This is a genomic window from Rhizobium sp. R711 (genome assembly GCF_002211365.1).
Lineage (GTDB): Bacteria > Pseudomonadota > Alphaproteobacteria > Rhizobiales > Rhizobiaceae > Rhizobium.
Genome location: NZ_LOKZ01000036.1, coordinates 66,371 through 83,737 on the forward strand (window position 1 = coordinate 66,371; position 17,367 = coordinate 83,737).

Annotated in this window: 22 protein-coding genes; all 22 read left to right on the plus strand. The window is 60.1% G+C overall.

Features of this window, described 5'->3' with window-relative positions; all coding sequences use genetic code 11:
* The first annotated feature begins 1 nt into the window (after position 1).
* The 22 genes from ATY80_RS23900 (at position 2) to ATY80_RS24005 (ending at position 17,356) form a co-directional block, all read left to right on the plus strand.
* Positions 2 to 202 (plus strand): hypothetical protein, encoded by a 201-nt coding sequence (locus ATY80_RS23900; RefSeq protein ID WP_088694794.1) that lies wholly within the window; start codon positions 2 to 4, stop codon positions 200 to 202.
* Entirely contained in the window at positions 202 to 1,692 is a 1,491-nt protein-coding gene (locus ATY80_RS23905) for a phage portal protein (RefSeq protein ID WP_088694795.1), read from the plus strand. The genes ATY80_RS23900 and ATY80_RS23905 overlap by 1 nt, the downstream gene beginning before the upstream one ends.
* Positions 1,685 to 2,314, plus strand: a complete 630-nt coding sequence (locus ATY80_RS23910; protein ID WP_088694796.1) for an HK97 family phage prohead protease — start codon at positions 1,685 to 1,687, stop codon at positions 2,312 to 2,314. The genes ATY80_RS23905 and ATY80_RS23910 overlap by 8 nt, the downstream gene beginning before the upstream one ends.
* An 82-nt stretch (positions 2,315 to 2,396) precedes the next feature.
* Complete coding sequence (locus ATY80_RS23915; protein ID WP_088694797.1) at positions 2,397 to 4,034, plus strand: hypothetical protein; 1,638 nt, start codon at positions 2,397 to 2,399, stop codon at positions 4,032 to 4,034.
* A 70-nt stretch (positions 4,035 to 4,104) separates the two neighbouring features.
* On the plus strand, positions 4,105 to 4,440 hold the full coding sequence (locus ATY80_RS23920) for a DUF2190 family protein (RefSeq protein ID WP_088694798.1): 336 nt from the start codon (positions 4,105 to 4,107) through the stop codon (positions 4,438 to 4,440).
* Between the two features lie 4 nt (positions 4,441 to 4,444).
* A complete protein-coding gene (locus ATY80_RS23925) occupies positions 4,445 to 4,849 on the plus strand; it encodes a hypothetical protein (protein WP_088694799.1) in 405 nt (134 codons plus the stop codon).
* A gap of 1 nt (position 4,850) precedes the next feature.
* Entirely contained in the window at positions 4,851 to 5,558 is a 708-nt protein-coding gene (locus ATY80_RS23930) for a hypothetical protein (RefSeq protein ID WP_088694800.1), read from the plus strand.
* A 15-nt stretch (positions 5,559 to 5,573) separates the two neighbouring features.
* Complete coding sequence (locus ATY80_RS23935; RefSeq protein ID WP_088694801.1) at positions 5,574 to 5,774, plus strand: hypothetical protein; 201 nt, start codon at positions 5,574 to 5,576, stop codon at positions 5,772 to 5,774.
* Positions 5,775 to 7,280: a hypothetical protein gene (locus ATY80_RS23940; RefSeq protein ID WP_088694802.1), complete on the plus strand. Its 1,506-nt coding sequence runs from the start codon at positions 5,775 to 5,777 to the stop codon at positions 7,278 to 7,280.
* A gap of 56 nt (positions 7,281 to 7,336) precedes the next feature.
* Complete coding sequence (locus ATY80_RS23945; protein WP_088694803.1) at positions 7,337 to 7,711, plus strand: phage tail tube protein; 375 nt, start codon at positions 7,337 to 7,339, stop codon at positions 7,709 to 7,711.
* Positions 7,711 to 8,001 (plus strand): phage tail assembly protein, encoded by a 291-nt coding sequence (locus ATY80_RS23950; RefSeq protein WP_088694804.1) that lies wholly within the window; start codon positions 7,711 to 7,713, stop codon positions 7,999 to 8,001. The genes ATY80_RS23945 and ATY80_RS23950 overlap by 1 nt, the downstream gene beginning before the upstream one ends.
* 133 nt (positions 8,002 to 8,134) lie before the next feature.
* Positions 8,135 to 10,045, plus strand: a complete 1,911-nt coding sequence (locus tag ATY80_RS23955) for a phage tail tape measure protein (protein ID WP_088694805.1) — start codon at positions 8,135 to 8,137, stop codon at positions 10,043 to 10,045.
* Between the two features lie 12 nt (positions 10,046 to 10,057).
* Positions 10,058 to 10,516 carry a DNA circularization N-terminal domain-containing protein gene (locus ATY80_RS23960; RefSeq protein ID WP_088694806.1) on the plus strand — a complete coding sequence of 153 codons (459 nt, stop codon included), beginning with the start codon at positions 10,058 to 10,060 and terminating at the stop codon, positions 10,514 to 10,516.
* A gap of 15 nt (positions 10,517 to 10,531) precedes the next feature.
* Positions 10,532 to 11,155, plus strand: coding sequence for a hypothetical protein (locus ATY80_RS23965; RefSeq protein ID WP_088694807.1), 624 nt, complete (start codon positions 10,532 to 10,534; stop codon positions 11,153 to 11,155).
* Complete coding sequence (locus ATY80_RS23970; protein ID WP_088694808.1) at positions 11,155 to 12,201, plus strand: hypothetical protein; 1,047 nt, start codon at positions 11,155 to 11,157, stop codon at positions 12,199 to 12,201. The genes ATY80_RS23965 and ATY80_RS23970 overlap by 1 nt, the downstream gene beginning before the upstream one ends.
* Positions 12,198 to 12,659, plus strand: coding sequence for a phage baseplate assembly protein (locus ATY80_RS23975; protein ID WP_088694809.1), 462 nt, complete (start codon positions 12,198 to 12,200; stop codon positions 12,657 to 12,659). The genes ATY80_RS23970 and ATY80_RS23975 overlap by 4 nt, the downstream gene beginning before the upstream one ends.
* Before the next feature lie 12 nt (positions 12,660 to 12,671).
* Positions 12,672 to 13,202 carry a phage GP46 family protein gene (locus ATY80_RS23980; RefSeq protein WP_088694810.1) on the plus strand — a complete coding sequence of 177 codons (531 nt, stop codon included), beginning with the start codon at positions 12,672 to 12,674 and terminating at the stop codon, positions 13,200 to 13,202.
* Positions 13,174 to 14,256: a baseplate J/gp47 family protein gene (locus ATY80_RS23985; RefSeq protein ID WP_088694811.1), complete on the plus strand. Its 1,083-nt coding sequence runs from the start codon at positions 13,174 to 13,176 to the stop codon at positions 14,254 to 14,256. Before ATY80_RS23980 ends, ATY80_RS23985 begins: the two co-directional genes overlap by 29 nt.
* Entirely contained in the window at positions 14,246 to 15,037 is a 792-nt protein-coding gene (locus tag ATY80_RS23990; RefSeq protein WP_088694812.1) for a putative phage tail protein, read from the plus strand. The genes ATY80_RS23985 and ATY80_RS23990 overlap by 11 nt, the downstream gene beginning before the upstream one ends.
* A gap of 15 nt (positions 15,038 to 15,052) precedes the next feature.
* Positions 15,053 to 15,961: a hypothetical protein gene (locus ATY80_RS23995; protein ID WP_088694813.1), complete on the plus strand. Its 909-nt coding sequence runs from the start codon at positions 15,053 to 15,055 to the stop codon at positions 15,959 to 15,961.
* Between the two features lie 10 nt (positions 15,962 to 15,971).
* Entirely contained in the window at positions 15,972 to 16,943 is a 972-nt protein-coding gene (locus ATY80_RS29800) for a hypothetical protein (protein WP_088694814.1), read from the plus strand.
* On the plus strand, positions 16,943 to 17,356 hold the full coding sequence (locus ATY80_RS24005) for a hypothetical protein (RefSeq protein ID WP_245306923.1): 414 nt from the start codon (positions 16,943 to 16,945) through the stop codon (positions 17,354 to 17,356). The genes ATY80_RS29800 and ATY80_RS24005 overlap by 1 nt, the downstream gene beginning before the upstream one ends.
* Positions 17,357 to 17,367: the final 11 nt, after the last annotated feature.

The window sequence follows — 17,367 nt, forward strand, 5'->3', positions numbered from 1 at the left end:
CATGGCGTGGACGCAAACAGATCTGGACACAATCAATTCGGCGATCGCGACCGGCGCAAAACGGGTTCGGTTCCAGACGCACGAAGTTGAGTACCAGTCCCTGAAGGAAATGCTGACGGCTCGCGATCTCATCAAGGCTGAGGTCGAGGGCGCCACTGATCGCGGCGGCGCGATCTTCGTAGATTACCGGGGCGGCTACTGATGAATGTCCTCGACAAGGTCATATCGTTTTTTGATCCGGTCTCGGGTGTCAGTCGAGCGGCTGCTCGGCAGCTGCTGCGGTCTGCGGAACAGCGCGACTATTCGGCGGCTCAGTTCGGGCGCCGCAACAAGGCGTGGCGCGGGCGCGGGACGTCTGCAACAACCGAAGTTGCAGGTGCACTTTCAACGCTTCGGGATCGAGCTCGCGACTTCGTGCGCAACGGCTGGGCAGGTCAGCGCATCCTCGATGTCCTGACGTCGCATGTCATCGGAACCGGCATCGTGACGGTACCGAATACGGGTTCGGATCGCGACGACAACCGCTATCGCCTTCTCCGGGAGGAGTGGGAGAATCGGTCGGACATCGAGAACGTGCTCAACTACGGCGGCCAGCAGGCGCTGATGCTCCGATCCATGGTCGAGGGTGGTGACAGCGTTCTACGCATGCTGCCGATGAAGTTTGAAGCTGATGGCTCCAATGTGCCGTTCAGGCTTCAGGGGCTTGAGGGTGACCTGATCGATTCATCGCGCGATAGTCTCCTTGGCAAGGATCGCAATGTTCGCCTCGGCGTGCAGCTTGGCGAATGGAACACCAGAGAAGGTCTCTATCTTCATTCAACACATCCCGGCGATGGTTTCGCAGTGCTGGGAAGCGAGGGATCGAAACTCGTCGAGTGGAAGGATCTCTGTTACCTATACAGGCCGCTTCGCCTTGGCCAATTGCGCGGGATATCTTGGTTTGCTCCAATCCTTCTGAACGCGAAGGAAATCCAAGACCTGATGGAAGCGGCCATTGTCCAGCAGCGGACGCAAGCGAGCTTCGCCGGCTTTCTCAAAAGAGCGCCTGGTGCGGCGAACCCGCTGGTGACAAAAAAGGAAGAAGACGGGACGAAGGTTACTCGCATCGAGCCCGGACAGATCCAGGATATCGGCGAGTCCGATATCGTGTTTGCTAACCCCTCGTCGCAGTCCGTTTTTGGCGAAGCATACAAGGCCGGCCTTTGGGCGATGGCGGCAGGCGCCGGCATCACTTATGACCAGTTGACCGGCGACCTGACGCAAGCGAACTACTCGTCGTTGCGCGCCGGCAAGATCGAATTCCGACGTCTGGTCGAGCAGGTCCAGTGGCAAGTGTTTGTCCCGATGGTGTGCGAGAAGGTTGATCGACGGTTCGAGGAACTGGCAGTTATGGCAGGCAAGCTGCGCCCTCGAAAGGACGGCTACCGTGTCGACCACATCATGCCGGCCGTCGAGCCTATTGATCCAAAGAAGGATCTGGAGGCTGACATCCTCGCGGTTCGAGCTGGCCGCATGTCGCCTCAGTCCTTCATTTCGGCATGGGGTTACGACTGGCGGAAGGTTGTCAAGGACTTCAGCGCGTTCTTCAGCTTCGCGGACGCGAACAACGTTCCTCTCGATATCGACCCACGGCGGCCGGCAAACGGCGCCAGAGCCAACGCCGCACCAGTGGAAGGAGCGCAGAATGACTAACATCATCCGGCTGCCGCAGCTCAGCCGCAATGCTGAAGTGCGGGCCGCCTCGTTCAACGAGGCCGACAATACGATCGACGTCGTTTGGACGACAGGCGCTGCCGTACGGCGGGTCAGTTGGATGGACGGCGAGTTTGATGAGGAGCTTGTCGTTTCCCCATCCGCTATCCGTCTCGATCGCCTGAATGCGGGTGCTCCATTCCTCGACACGCACGGGACATGGAGCCTTGCTGACGTCATCGGCTCGGTCGTGAAGGGCTCTGCCCGGATCGAGGGCGGCATTGGCGTCGCCAAGATCCGTCTTTCCAACGCAGCTGATGCAGTCGACCGCGTTGCAAAGATCAAGGAGGGAAGCGTCACCAACATCTCAGTCGGCTATCGCATCCATGCGGTCGAGAAGACGGAGCGCGAGGGGAAAACACCGGTGCACCGTGTAATCGATTGGGAGCCGTGGGAAATCTCCGCTGTTCCCATCCCTGCGGACCCCGGCGCACAGATCCGCAGCGGCAAAGATGAAGGTGCTCTGTTCGCCTGCCGCGTCGATCCTGACCTTTCTACCACCAACAGAATTCGTCGCATGCGCATGGAGATGCAGATGCGGCAACAGGAATTGGCAGGCTAGCGCAGGCTACCGCATGCCATAAACCGCCTCGGCGGTCGCCCATCTGACGCCTCTGGGCAAGGCCCTTTCAAGGAAAACATCCATGAAGATGAAAAACGTACTGGCGGTAGCCTGCACGCTCGCTATCGCATGTGTAATGAGCTTCGGACTGGTCTCCGAAGCCTTTGCCGCAATGCCGCACGCTCCAGTTCATATCGCGACCTTGCTTGATGCAGTTCGCGAGTATGGCCCGGACCTTGCCATCCCGCTGATTGTCATGCGTGCCAATCTTGCTGAGCTCCAGAAACGCGCGACCGACAAGATCGCGGAGCTGAAGGACGATACGGCGCCCGACGCTGCTCGTACTATCCAGGCAGATCACAAGAAGCTGCTCGAAGACATCGAGGCGCTGCAGGGCGAGATCCGCAAGGCTGAGCAGGATGAGGCGAACGCCAACGGAACTGTCACGCCGCCGGCTAACCCGACTGCTAACTCCGATGGAGCCCGTGCCGCCGACATCTACGACATCGGCACGCGTGCCGGAATGACGAATGAGGTCATCCAGGCGGCCCTTCGCAATGGTACAGCGGTTGACGCCTTCCGTGCGCAGGCCTTCGATCACATGACAGCACAGTCCGCTCGCACACCGACCAGCGGCGTTCACGTTGTTCGGGATGAAGCCGAGACGCGGCGGGCTGGTCTGACGACCGCGCTGGCATTCCGCCTCGGCGGCATTGATCAGCCGACCGGCGACCAGGCGTCTCAGGCTCGCGGCTTCATAGATAATCATGACGTCGTCGAATTCGCTGCGGCTGCCATGGGCTATCGCGGAATGCTCCGCACCGTTCGCGAACGGGAGGAAATGTTGGAGCGCGCATTCCACGCCACCAGCGATTTCCCGGCGATCTTCTCCAGCGCTATCAACACGCTCCTTGAGCGTCGATATGCGTTGGCGCAGCCGACTTATCGTCGCATATCCCGCCGCCGCGACTTCGTCGATTTCCGTCCGCATTATGCGGTCTCGGTCGGCGAGTTCCCAATGCTCGAAAAGCTGACAGAGTCGGGTGAAATCAAGTTCGGCACGTTCGGCGAAGGCAAGGAAACGATCGCCGTCCTGCCATACGCAAAAGGCATCCGTGTCAGCCGTCAGATGATGGTCAATGATCGCTTGAACGCGATCGGCGAAGTTCTCGGTGGATATGGACGGACCGTGGCGAGGTTCGAGGAAATCACGTTCTATGCGATGATGCTCTCTGCCAACACGAAGTTGTCCGACGGACAGGTCGTGTTCCATGCAAACCACAACAACCTGGCGGCAGCTGGCTCGGCTATTACTGTTGCCAGCATCGGCGCGGGCAAGGCCGCCATGCGCAAGCAGAAGAATCTCGACGGTGCGACGATGAACGTCCAGCCGTCCATTCTGCTGGTTTCTCCGGACAAGGAAACTGAGGCGCTCCAGTACCTGTCGCCGATCAACGCCAATGACGCCATCAAGGTCAATCCGCATGTCGGCACGCTTGAGCCCGTGGTCGCTGCCGAGCTTAGCGGAAACGCCTGGTATCTGTTCGCCAGCCCGGACGAGGCCGCCGTCTATCAATGGGGTCTGTTGGATGGCTACAGCGCGCCGCGCATTCGCTTCGACGAACCGTTCGGTACGCAGGGACAGGCCATGACTGTCGAGCACGACTTCGGCGTCGGCGCGATCGAGTTCCGTGGCGCCTACAAGGATCCGGGCGCTTAAGCCCGGATCAACCTCAACCTTCTCCTTCATCGCCTCGTCGAGGCATTCCTGAAATCAAGAGGATTCAGACATGAAGAACTTTGTTCAACCGGGGAAGTCGATCGACGTCGCCGCGCCTGCCGGTGGCGTTATATCCGGCAACATCGTCGTCATTGGTTCGTTGATCGGCGTTGCTGCATCGACGGTCGCCCAAGGCGAATCGGTAGCACTCTCCACCGAAGGTGTCTTCGACCTGGCCAAGGTTTCCGCCCTCGCCATCGCTGTCGGCGACAAAGTGTATTGGGACGCGGCCGCCAAGAACGTCAACAAAACGTCGGCGGGCAATACCCTCGTCGGCATCGCCGTCGCGGATGCAGCAAACCCCTCCGCGACCGCGAAGATCAAGCTCGGCGCGACCACGGTCTAAGCCGATGTCCAACATCTTCGAGCGGCTGGCGAAAGTCAGCCGCTCCACCGTCGAACGTGTTCACGGCAAGGATGTGATGATCTTCCCGTTAACCTCGAAAGATCCGAACGCGCCCCGGCGCCTCTCGACCTCCGAGGCATCCTACATCTCGTCCGCCTGCTTCTTCGAAAACACGTTAATCGAGAACGATGCCAAGGCACAGCCGTTGACCGGTATGGGCAGGCTCGCCAACCGCACGCTGCAGATACAGGCATCCATTCGCCTGGTTGAAGGCATGCCGCTCAAGCCCGGCTTTTTCCTCCGACGTGAGGAGGATGGAGCGATCTTCTCAATTTCTCGGTTCGACCCTGATGGGCTGGGGACGGTCTTGGCCATCCTCGCGACCGAGCAGACGTTGCCCGAGGCCTGACGTGCTAGCAGCTGAAGCATTAAGACTGGCCGCGATCGAGGTTCTGAGGCCGACTGCAGCAGTCGAGGCCGGCGCCGGCTTCCCGACGCTGGCGGGTCTCAATGTCCTCGACAGCCGCGAGACTGCGATCGAGGATATTGATCGCAGCAAGCCCTACACGCCGATCCTCGCTCTTCACACGACTGAGGCAGGCGTTGCTCTTCGTGGGCCGCTGTCTTCGGCGGGCGACGTGAACGCGGACGCGGTGCTCGATGTCGTCGCCGAACTGGCGGTTATCGAGCACGACGCGCAGGGCGAGTTTGCGTTTGCTGCCGCCACGACAGACCCGGAAGCGCGCCTCGTACTTGCCGCACTCTGCTCACAGGTCCGATATCTGCTCGAGCGCAGCCAGGCCGGTGGATTGTGGCGTCGGCTCGTGCAGCGGATCGTGAATATCGAATACCAGACATTTGCGGCGCCGGATCTCGGAGTGCGCATCCAGCGCACGACCATGCGCTTCCACTGCGCGATCCGCGATGATGATTTCGAGGTGGCCGGTTTGCCCGAACCTCTTGCTAGCGTCTATGCGCAGCTGCCGGCGCAGTCCTATGCGAAGGCCAAACTTGCGGCGCTCGCCAATCATTTCGCCCCGGACGCGCTGCCATCTCTCGACCGCATCACGATTGCTGCAGGACCGGGGCAGCCCGGCGCCCAAGTCGATTTCACCTGATCATCGGAGGGTCTGATGGCCATTCTCTACAAGCCTCGCGACGCGGGCTTACGCATTCCCATGCCTGGTCGACAGGGCGATTGGCCGGCCGATGGGCATCCCGTGAATTTCGCCAGCCCTTACGAAGCGCGGCTCGTGAGGGATGGCGATCTCGTCAAAGTCAAAACCAAACCCGCGCCGAAGAATCCGGCCGGCGAAACCGGAGGCTCGAAATAAATGGCATCCAACATTCCCGCCAATCTGACGGCGCCGCTCTTCACGTTCGATGTGCAGAGCGGCGGCAACTTCCAAGCCGAAACCCGGCTGATCCTGTTGGGGCACGGCCTTGCCGCTGGCGCGCTTGCTGCCGATAGCATTGCGCTCTGCAACACCAAGGAAGATGCGCGGCGCCTTGCCGGCGCTGGCTCCATGCTTGAATCCATGTTCATCGCCGCGCGCCGCAATGCGCCGGCGCAGGAAATCTGGATCGGTCGCGTTGCTGACACAGGCACGGCGGAAATCCGCACCATTACGGTTGGTGCCGTCCCTGCAACCGGCGGCCACGGCGTATTGCAGATTGCTGGCGAATCCGTCTCGATCGAGATCCCGGCCGGTGCGAACGCGAACGCCGTCGCAGCCTCGCTGTCTGCCGCCATCAACGCCTACTATAACCGTATCACCGGTCGCTCCTTGCCGTTTACGGCTTCGGTCGCCACGAACGTCGTCACGCTGACGGCGCGGCACAAGGGCACCTACGCAACCGGACTGGATGTCTTCGTCCCAGTACTCGACAGCGCCAACGCCTTCAGCGGCCTGTTCACGTTTGCGACCTCGACGCCAGGCGCCGGTGCGCCGTCGCTCGCGAACGTACTGGCGGCAATGAACGACGATCCCTTCGAGGTCATCGTTTCGGCCTTCGGGGACACCACGAACCTAGGCCTGCTCGATACCTTCCTCGGGACGGTATCGGGGCGTTGGTCCTACGCGCAGCAACTCTACGGCGGCGCCTTCTACCCAAAGACGGACACGTCGTCGAACTTGGCGACCTTTGCCCTGGCTCGCGACACCTGGCACCTGACCATGGTGCCGCAGCTGACCGGCGGCGGAAATGGCACGCCTGACTACCAATGGGTTGCGGCATTCGTCGCGCGCATTGCACCATGGCTCGGTGGCGGTGCCAACGGCGATGTGTCGCGTAACCAAACGGGCCTTGTCGTGGTCGATGTTCTGGCTCCCCGTGACCGTACCTACTGGATGGACTACGCCACGCGTGACGCCATGCTGAAGAGTGGTGTGTCGACCTGGTCTGTCAATCGCAACGGCGACGTGACGATCGACAAGATCATCACCCACCAGCAGACCACCAACGGAGCGCCGGACACGACGTTCCGGGACATTCAGGCAGTCTATCAGGTCACTTACGCGCTGAAGAAGTTCCGCGCCGATCTTGCTTTCGAGCATTCGAACAAGGCGCTCGCGCAGGACAACCCATCTAACCTCGACGCCATCACGACGCCGAAGGACATTCGCGCGACGCTGTTTCACACCTACCAGTCAATGCCGGGAGTTCTCAAAAACGCGACATCGGTGCTGCCTTACATCGTCGTGTCGATTGATCAGGATAATCCGAACCGGGTCAATGCGCAGTTGCCGATGGATCGCGTCAATGCGCTCGATATCTTCGCTGGCCTCGCCAATATCTACAGCCAGTTCCTGACTTCCGCAGCAACGGCGTCTCTCTGACGCCTTTTCCATCTTTCAGCGCTTTCTTTCTCAGCACGAACTAGGAGATCGTTCCCATGGGGACCAAGGATTTTGGCGGGCACATGACACTGCGCCTATCTTCCGGCGAGGCCATATCACTGCGTGGCACTCTCAACATGAACTCGGCTGGCCAATCAAACGAGGCTGTCGTCAACCAGGATGGTTCGGTCGACCGCGTCGCAACAGTGCAGGCCCGTCGCGCCGAGATCAGTTTTGCGGATCGGGGCATTGACTATGACGCCCTTTTGAAGGCCGACCGCTTCAATGCGACCTTCATTGAGCAATTCACCGGAGTTACCCACTATTTCACAGACGCGTTCGTCGTCGGTGATCCGCAGGTCAACCGGATGAACGGCGAAGTGTCCAGCTTCTCGATCTACTCCGAGAAGTACACGAGGGATAACGGCTGATGGCCAATGTCGTTGTCCCGCTGTCGCGACGTTATTCCGTGCACGACAAGGAATTTGAGAAGATCGAACTGCGCGAACCCCGCTACAAAGAGATCTTCATGCAGGGTCGAGGCAAGCCACGCGAGTGGCAGCCGAGTCCGCATGGGCCCGTGATCGTCTCGTATCCCGGTGTTGTAGACTCCTATCTTCAGGTCCTCGTCGTTTCGCCAAGCTACGAGGACATCGGCAATCTAGATGTGGCCGATGCGCTTGCGCTGGAAGAGGCTATTCTCAATTTTTTTCCGGTGTAGGCGACCTCGACGATGTCGCCGACATCCTCGTCTTCCGGATGGGGTGGGCCTCCGATCTGGCGGAGGAAATGACGCCGAGCCAGCTGATCTACTGGGGCCGGCGTTTGCAACAGTTCGTTGAAAGGAACAAGGCGTGACGCGGACGGTTGAAGCACAGCTGCGGATCTCTGCTGTCGACAAGACGGGGCAGGTGTTCAAGTCCGTCGCCGGCAAGATGGGCGAGATCAATCGCCGGGCTGACGCCCTCAACCGTCAGCAAGGCATGCTTGCTCGCGGCTCGCAGGCCGCCTATGGCGCGATGCTGCGCTATGCTGCGCCTGCGGCTTTGGCCTACGGCGCAAAGCGAGCCCTGACCGATTTCGCCGCGGTGGAACGGCAGATGAACCGCATTGGCATAACCGCCAATGCCAGTGTCGAGGAAACGAACGCAGCCTTCACTCGGCTGCAGGACATCTCCAAGCAGACGTCGTTGCCTGTCGACCAGGCAATCACTGCCCTCGACACGTTGGTTGCTTCTGGTCTCGACCTGAAGGAAGCGATGGATTTCCTGCCGTCGGTGCTGAATACCGCGCAGGCTTCCGGATCTGCGACCGAGGATATCGCCAATACCGCGATCAAGGCGGCCTCTGCCCTGAAGCTGGAGACCAGCCAGATGCAGCACGCCTTCGATATCATGGTGGCTGGTGGCAAGGCTGGACAGTTCGAACTAAAGGACATGGCGACCTATATTCCGGATCTCGCCAACTCATTTGCGTCGCTCGGCTACAACGGCGAGGACGGGCTGAAGAAGCTCGTCTCGATTTTGCAGACGATCCGCGAAGATACCGGGTCCGCCTCGTCTGCGGCGACCTATGCTCAGAACGTCTTCGGCAAGATCTATTCGCAGGACACTGCGACCAAGTTTTCGAAAATGGGCGTCGATCTCCGTAAGGAACTTGACGCTGCCCGGAAGAGCGGCGAGGACACTGTCTCCGCATTCGTCCGTATTTCTAAAGAAGCGATCAAGGGCGATCTGAGCAAGCTGCCATTGCTCTTTACCGACGAGCAGTTTCGCCTCGGCATGCAGTCCTTGATGACCAGTGCCGACAGCTATGAAAAGTTCCTGAAGACCGTCAATAGCACCGAGGTTGACGGAACAGTGTTTCGCGATCTGGCGCGTGTCACCGGCGATACTCAATCCAGCATCGACAAGCTGTCCAGCAGCTGGGACAAGCTCATGAACAGCATTGGGAAAGGAGTTTCCCGGCCGGCTGTTCCGATCATGGATGCTGTTACCAAGGATGTCGATTTCGGCGATGCCGTCCGTTCTGGTCTGCAGCAGCAAGGAAACGGCTATTGGGCGACCGAAACATGGATGGCAAGAAACCTGCCATTCGGTTCGTTTTCTCACAGTTCGGAAGCTGACAAGTTAGCTTTGGCGGGCGGCTATCGAGATCCGGACTTCATCCATCGGATGCGGCAGGGCCCTAATATGCCGCAGGGGCCTCACATGCCGGAGTTTCCGGGCGGCGATCGCAACATTGATTCCCGTAACCTGCCGCCGACAGGGCCGGTACCGGGATCGCGTCCAGGGGTCTCACCATCGATAGTGAGTGTCTACGGCGATTATGCTCGGAGCCATCAGCTACCTGGGCGGCCCGCTGACGCAGGAGTGACGATGGCGGGCATGCCATCGCCCATTGGTCCGGGGCTCACATCGTGGATGAAGGATTTCTTCCGGATACCATCGAAGGAAGAGTTCCGTGAGGCGCTGAAGATCGATGCGACGGGCCTGAAGGAGTCCGGCGACGAGGCCGCGCAGAAGGTGGCGGATGGCGGCCGTGAGGCCGGAGCGTCGATCAAGGAGTCTGCTGCTTCACTAGAGGCGGCGGGAAACAGCATCAGCTCTGCCATCCTGTCGGCGGCTGAAAAGCTCACTACGGCTGCCGGCGCCTTCAACCGTGCGACAAGCATCAGGCCGCCCTCGGTCAATGCGAACACTGGGCGGTCGATGCCGCCGCAGGCCGGCGCTCCGGCTGGTGGCGGCGGTGGTGGCGGTTACTAGGAGTAGGCGATCATGCGGGACTGGACGAAAACCCTGCGCCGCGCGAGCTTTCGCGGCGTTGAATTCTGGGTGGACTTCGAGGATCTGTCCGCCGGCAAGCGGTTGGCGCTGCATGAGTATGCGGGCGGCAAAGTCACAAAGGTGGAGGAGCTGGGGCTCGCTACCGCGGCATACGGGCTGACGATCTATTTCGTCAGCGACGACGCCGATATCGAAGCGAAGTCTTTCGCAGCGCTGACGCTCGCGGACGGACCTGGTTATCTCGTTCTGCCGATAGACGGTGGAATGATGGCGACGGCGCAGGATTTCCGGCGCTCGCGCGAACAGAGGCGGATGGGATACGTCGGCTACGAAGTGACGTTCATTCCGACGCTGAACGAGAGTAGCGTCGTGCTCTCGATCGGCGACGTCACGGCGGCAGTCGCAAACGGATTTGCGGCAGCTGCGGCACAGCTTGCACGTTTCTTCTAATTTATGAGGTTCATAATGGCGGCAGATAGAGGCACGATCCTGTCGTGGCTGGCGGACCTTTCTGCCGCCATCGTGACAGATGCCGATGACCTTTCCGACGTGGCGATCCGGATTGCTGCAGCTCCGGGTCTCGATTCTTCGGCCTTCGCGAGCGAAGCGCTTTCGCTGATGCGGGTCATCGCCGAGAGCGTCGACGATCCGTCCGACTTCGACCGGTTGGCGCAGCCGATCGCTTCAACAAGGGCGACGGCGGACGCGATCGCCATCTTGCTCGGCATGGGGCTAGCGGTAGCGGCATGCCGTCCCGATTGGCCATCGCGGCCGATGGCGCGCCGTGCCCGGTCTCGGGTGGCGTCTGCCGGTGAGGCTGCCGGGGCCGCAATCGATCAGCTGGGCGGCGATGGCGCTGAGCTTTACGCCTGGTCGGCGAACATCACCGCGACAGCGGTTCGGGTGATCTCGGATCTGGAGGCGGATGCGGCTCCTATCATCAAGGTTTCGACAGGCGTCTCGCTACCGTCTACCGTTCTCGCCTATCAGTTGTACGGCGATGCAAAAAGGGCTGATGGCCTTGTCGATATCGCCGGTTCCGCAACACCGCTCGTCATGCCTGTCCTGTTCGATGCCCTGGCTTCCTGATGCTTGAAACGATCACGATCGACGGCTTCCCGCCCATCAAGTCCATTACCGTCAACATGTCGGCAGAGGAGGCGGTGCGGACGGCGGAGGTGGCTCTTGTGCCGCAAGGCGACGGTGTGCCAGTCGTGCCCGGCCGGGTCGCCGTGATCAGGGCCGGCAAGGATCTGTTGTTGACGGGCTATGTCCGCGACGTGCGACCGTCGCATGATGCGGGCTCTCGCGCACTGACGGTAACGATATGCTCGCGCACCGTGGATGCGACCGAATGCTCAGTCGAGCATCCGACCGGCGAGGCGATGGACAAGGATCTTGCCGCAATCGCCAAGGAATTCGACGGCCTTGGCATTGGCGTCGAGAGCGACGGGACGCTTCCCGTCGAGCCACGTCACAAGCTGCATGTAGGTGAGACATTGTTTTCGACGATCGAACGGCGGGCTCGTGGTCGGGGAATTCTGATCTATGACACCCCCAAGGGAAAGTTGAAGCTCGCAACCAAGCCGGAAGGCACGCACAAGGGTGGTCTCTACTGGGGTCGCAACATCGAGCAGGCATCGTCGGAACTGACCGAGCGCGGCCGCTACAGTGCTGTAAAAGTGCGAGGGCAGGCGAGCGAGGGGACGGACAGGCAGCAGTTGCGGGCCGAGGCAACCGCGCGCGATGCAGGTGTGAGCCGTAACCGTCCCCTGATTATCCCGCACGAGGGCGAAACGACTGTCGATCGTTTGGAAAAAAGAGCTGACTGGGGCGTGAAGCGCGGCGCCGGATTTGCCGCGACCGCCTCGATCACCACGACCGGCTGGCGCGATGGCGGTGGAGCAATCTGGAACCGCAACTGGCTCGTCTACGTCGAGGACCCTTGGATTGGCATTGAAGGCATGATGGTGATCAAGGGCGTCAGCCTGACACAGGATAGTGAAGGCCAAGGCACGTTAGCCGTCCTGTCGCTCGCCGATCCGCGCGCCCTTGGCGGCGAGAACCCGCGAGGCAGAACGGCGGGGGTCTATTCGGCGCCTGGCGCAATCACGGTGGAGTACGAGGACGAATGATCGGCAAGCGGATAGAGCTCGACGGTGCAAATGTCGAAAAGGGCGGGCAACAGTTCGTCAATGGACGCGCGTTCGCGAAGGATGGTTATACGCGGATCCACCGGATTGAACCGGCGGGGTTCGCCTCATCGCCGGTCAAGGGAGCCAAGGCTTACCTGATCGCTGCGAATGGTGACGCCGATCAGGCTTTTGTCTTCGGCGGTGAGCATCCGGGTCATCGGCCTGGGGATCTCCCTCCGGGTGCGACGGCGCTCTACGATCACAACGGCAACGTCATCAAGCTCTGGATGGACGAAGTCATCATGGATTTCGGAAACCGAACGATCACTATGACCGGCGGAGAGTGGAAGATTGCCGGAAACGTGACGATCACCGGAAATCTTGAGGTCGCGGGAAACATCCACGCGACCGGCTCGATCATCGACGATGGCGGGAACACGCCGCATCATACCCACTGAAGGCAACATAGAATGCTCAAGGTCATTCCGGCGGACGACGTCGAGGAGCCATACCGCGCGCCTGATCTAGGCTGGGATGGCCTTGTCGGCGATCTGATCCTCAATCCGCTTACCCATCCGCTGGCGCCCGGCGATTTTCGCGCCGAGCAGGGGCTGGCGACACAGGTATTGATCTGCCTGATGACGGATCGTCGGGTCGAGGCGAGCGAGCTTCGGGACGGCGACGAGAACCGGGGCTGGATTGGAGACAGCTTCGACGTGATGCAAGGCGAGACGCCGATCGGCTCGCGGCTTTGGCTTCTTCGCCGATCGGCCCTTTTCCCCGGTATTGAGATGAAGGCAGAGGACTACGCACGCGAAGCGCTGCAGCCGCTTATTGACCAAGGCGCGGTCGCAAAAGTGGATGTAAGCGCGACCGCCGGCAGCAACCGCCTCGACTTGGCCGTATCGCTCTATGGCCGAAACGGCGCGCAAGTTTACAGCTCGAAATTCGAACTTCTCTGGAGACAGATAGATGGCGTGGCAAATCCGCTCGCTCAGTGATGCGTCCGCCCGCGTACGTGGAGCATTCCGCCAGTACATGCCGGGGACAGATTCTGCACTCGCCAACAATTTCGTGACAGTCACCGCGAAGGTGCTTGCGGGCATGGCGCATGAGTTCGAACTGCGCATGGCATACCTTGCCAAGCAACTCTTTGCGTCCACCGCAAGTGGCACGTTCCTGCTACGTCATGGCGCCGATATCGGCATCTATCGCAAGCCAGCCTCGATCGCCTCCGGCGCGATCATCGGCAGCGGTGCAGCGAATGTGACTTATCCGGCTGGCATCCGCTTCGTTTCCGGCAGTGTTACTTATGTTTCAACGGCGCCCGCCTCAGCAAGCCCGCTCGGCGTGCTGACATTGCTGGTTTCCTCGGAGCCTACCGGAGCGGCGGCTAACCGTGACGCCGATGGTGTTCTGGCGCTTGCAGATCCGGTCCTCTGGCCTGACCTGTCCACCGAGTGGGCGGTCGGCGCGTCAGGGCTTGGCGGCGGTGCGGATGTCGAGGACATCGAATCTTTTCGCGCTCGTGTCCTGCATCGAAAACAAAACCCGCCAGGTGGGGGGAAGTTGAGCGATTACGAAAACATCGCGCTTGACGTGCCCGGCGTGGTCAAGGCGTGGGCATTTCGTCAGCCGCTCGCTCCCGGCTTCATTGCCGTCTACTTCTTGTTCTCTGGAAGGCCGAACCTAATCCCAACGAGCGGAGACGTCGCCACGGTGCAGGCGGCAATCGACGCGAAGCGGTTGATCCGCATAGACGACAGTGTCGCGGTTGCGCCGACGCCAATCGCCCTCGATCTCGTCATCAATGGTCTTGACAATGACAACCAGACAGTTCGCGATCAGATTGCATTGGCGATGACCAATATGCTTCTGGAACGTGGCCGGCCGGGTATCTCCGGCGATACGTTCACGCTGTCGCGCTCATGGATCTCAGAAGCGATATCGTCCGTTGTTGGTGAAGATCGGCACATTCTCGCATCACCCCTGGATGACGTGACATACACCAACGGGCGGTTCCCTGTGCTGGGGGAAATCACCTATGGCGCGTAGCCCTGCCTTCAATACGATAACGCGTGCTGCCGCTGTCGACGCTGATGCAATCGCGGTGGCGGCTCCTTACGATGCTCTGGCCAATCCGTCGAACGACGACCTGGTGGCGGCGGCCTTATCTTTCTGGCCGCAGGGATCAGCATGGGGCTCGCCAAATGGTCAGGCAGTGTCGCTGTCTTCAGGCCTCGCGAAATTCTCCCGGGTACTGCTCGACGGTTTTGTCTGGCTCTATGCGCGCGCCTTTCGCCTCTCTCTCGAAGCATCCGTGAGAGGCGTCGACGAGCTGCTGCCCGATTGGGAAGCGGATTATGGCCTGCCCGAAGGGTGCTTTGTCGGCGACCTCAGCACGGCGCAGCGGCTTAGTGAGTTGGCGCGCAAAGTGAAAGCCGATGCCATCAACCATCCGGAGCAATTCGTGCGCGTCGCGCTCGACCATGGCTTCGAGATCGAGATCGAAGAGCCAGCAATCTTCGAGTGCGGGTTTTCGGAAGTCGCTGGCTTTCACGCGCCGGGACCTGCCTATGAGGAAACATACTGGATTGTGCGCGTTAAGGATGCCGGCCTCACCTACTTTGAGGCCGGTGCCAGTGAGTGCGGCTACGATCCATTGTTCTCGTTTGGCGCAGCCGAGCAGATCCTCTGCCTTCTGCGCAAGCTGGCACCCGCCTGGACACTGCCGATCCTAGCGCCGTGGATTTATCTCGACACGCTTGTAACCGAGGACGGTACGCCGATCGTCGACGAGTACGGTAACGAAATTCTCGTCACCCTGAACAACTGATCATCGAGGACACAAATGAAGTACAACGCTCCCTATGGCAGCGCAGACCCAAACGCGCCTTACATCGATCGCAATACACCGGGCGCGCAGTCCGGATCACGGGTGCCGGCTGCAGCGGTAGAGCATCCTCAGCGCGAGATCATGGCGGTTATCGATGCTGCCGGTATTCCGCCTTCCAGCGGAGATCTGACCCAATTGCTGCAGGCGATCGAGGCTCTGATCTCAGCCGCGACGGGCGGCGGCGACACTAGCAACTTCGTTCTCATGGCAGCTGCTCGAGCGCGCCTTCCAATCTTTCCCGAGGTTTTGACATCGGACGGCGGGATTGGTGTCATTTCTCCATCGACCGGTCAGGTCCGCGTGCCAGCTGGTACGAATTTTCTGCACAGGGGCATTTTCAATGTGACGACTGTGCAATCCGACTTTGCCACTGCCGCCAACAAAACTTACCATGTTCGCTGGACGCCGGTGGCGGGCTTTGCCCTGAAGGACCTGGCTGACGTTGGCTATAATCCAGCTGCTCTCGCGGAAGCTAACGTGGCTTTCGACAGCGTTTATGACGACATGTTGGTGGCTCGCATCGTCACCAACCCCTCAAACGTTGCGACGATCACGAACCTCAAAAACAAGGCCCGCCTTGTTCAAAGCGGTGAAGAACTTCAAGGGTTCACCAGTTATGAGGATGAGCTTGCCCCATCTGCTTTGGCCGCGCCGGACGGCGCGGTTGTCAACATCAATTTCGCTCGCAAGCCGATTGCCTCTCTGACTGGCTTTACCGACGTCACAGTCCAGCAGGGCAATGATACGGCGACCAAGGAAGTCAACATCGTCGTGCAATCTCTCAGCCGTTACCAGATCAAGGCCATTTACCAGCGCTCCGCCGATCCTGGTGGTGGTTATGTTGGTTGGGTGGCCAACGCCTAAGGAGGACCACGTGGGAATTACCATCGACAATCTCTCGCCGGCCGCAGGCGCTCTCGGTACGGCGTTCATTCCGGTTTTTCAGGGCGGCGCCACGCTTAAGTTAACTGTCGCTCAAGTACTCGCCTTGTTGGTGGATGCGGCGCCTGGCGCTCTCGATACCTTGAACGAGCTTGCAGCAGCTCTCGGCGACGATCCGAATTTCGCTGCGACGATTGCTGCGCAGATCTCAACCAAGCTGGACATTCTCCAGCCCTACGCGAACGTAGCATCGGCTGCGACCGTGAACCTCGGTGCGCAGTCGTCTCAGAATCTCCAGATTACTGGGACAACAGGGATCACTAGTTTCGGAACGGCACCCGCAGGCACGGTCCGGAACCTTCGTTTTGCGGCAGCTCTCACGCTGACGCACAATGCGACTTCGCTGATCCTGCCGAACAACGGCAAGGACATCCTGACCGCGGCGAATGACACGCTGACTGCAGTCTCTCTCGGCTCCGGAAACTGGTTCGTCACCCGGTACCAGCGCGCCGGTCTGACACAGAAGATCGCGATCCTTCAGGATCAGAAGGCGTCGGGAACAGCAGGTGGAGCATCCTCGGCCGGCTGGCAGACGAGAACTCTTAATACCGAGGTGCTCGATGCCGACAATATTGTGACGCTTTCCTCCAACGTCTTCACGGCAACGATCGACTGTGAGGCTTGGGGATGGTGTCAGGGCTATGGCGGCCAAGGGTTGGCAGCCCGTTTCTGGAATGTGACGGACAGCGTGGCAGTTTCTCCAGACGGGGTGAACGGCTATTCCAACAACGCCGCCGACTATGCCGCTTCCAACCTGCATGTCTACGGACTGCTGACCGCTGGAAAATCATATCGTCTCGAAATGTTCTCCCAACAGGCCAAGGCGACGAATGGCCTTGGAGTCGCTGGCACGAAGGGAACAGCAGAGATTTTTGCTATGGTCCTGCTTAAGGGGAGGCTCTGATGAAATCAGCCCTTGTTATCAACGGTGTCATCGACACGATTTCCTTTGAGCCACAGGAAAAGCCCTGGATCGAAGTGGCCGACGACGTATTCGCCGGGTTCATAAAGGATGGAGCCGGATGGAAAGCGCCGCCAAGCGAATCTATGGCGGTCGACGATTATCAGAGCTCTGTCCAAGCTCTTGTTGATCAGACAGCGAGGTCCCGTCGCTACAACAACGGCGATTCGCTTGCCTCTTATGTCGCTTCGACAAACCCCGCGTGGAAAGCAGAGGCTCAGGCATTCGTCGCTTGGCGTGATGCGGTCTGGCAATACGCTTATAGCGAGCTAGCGAAGGTGCAAGCTGGAGAGCGGGAGCAGCCGTCGATCGATGATTTCCTGCTAGAGCTTCCCGAGATCGTCTGGCCTAACTGATAAGGAACACA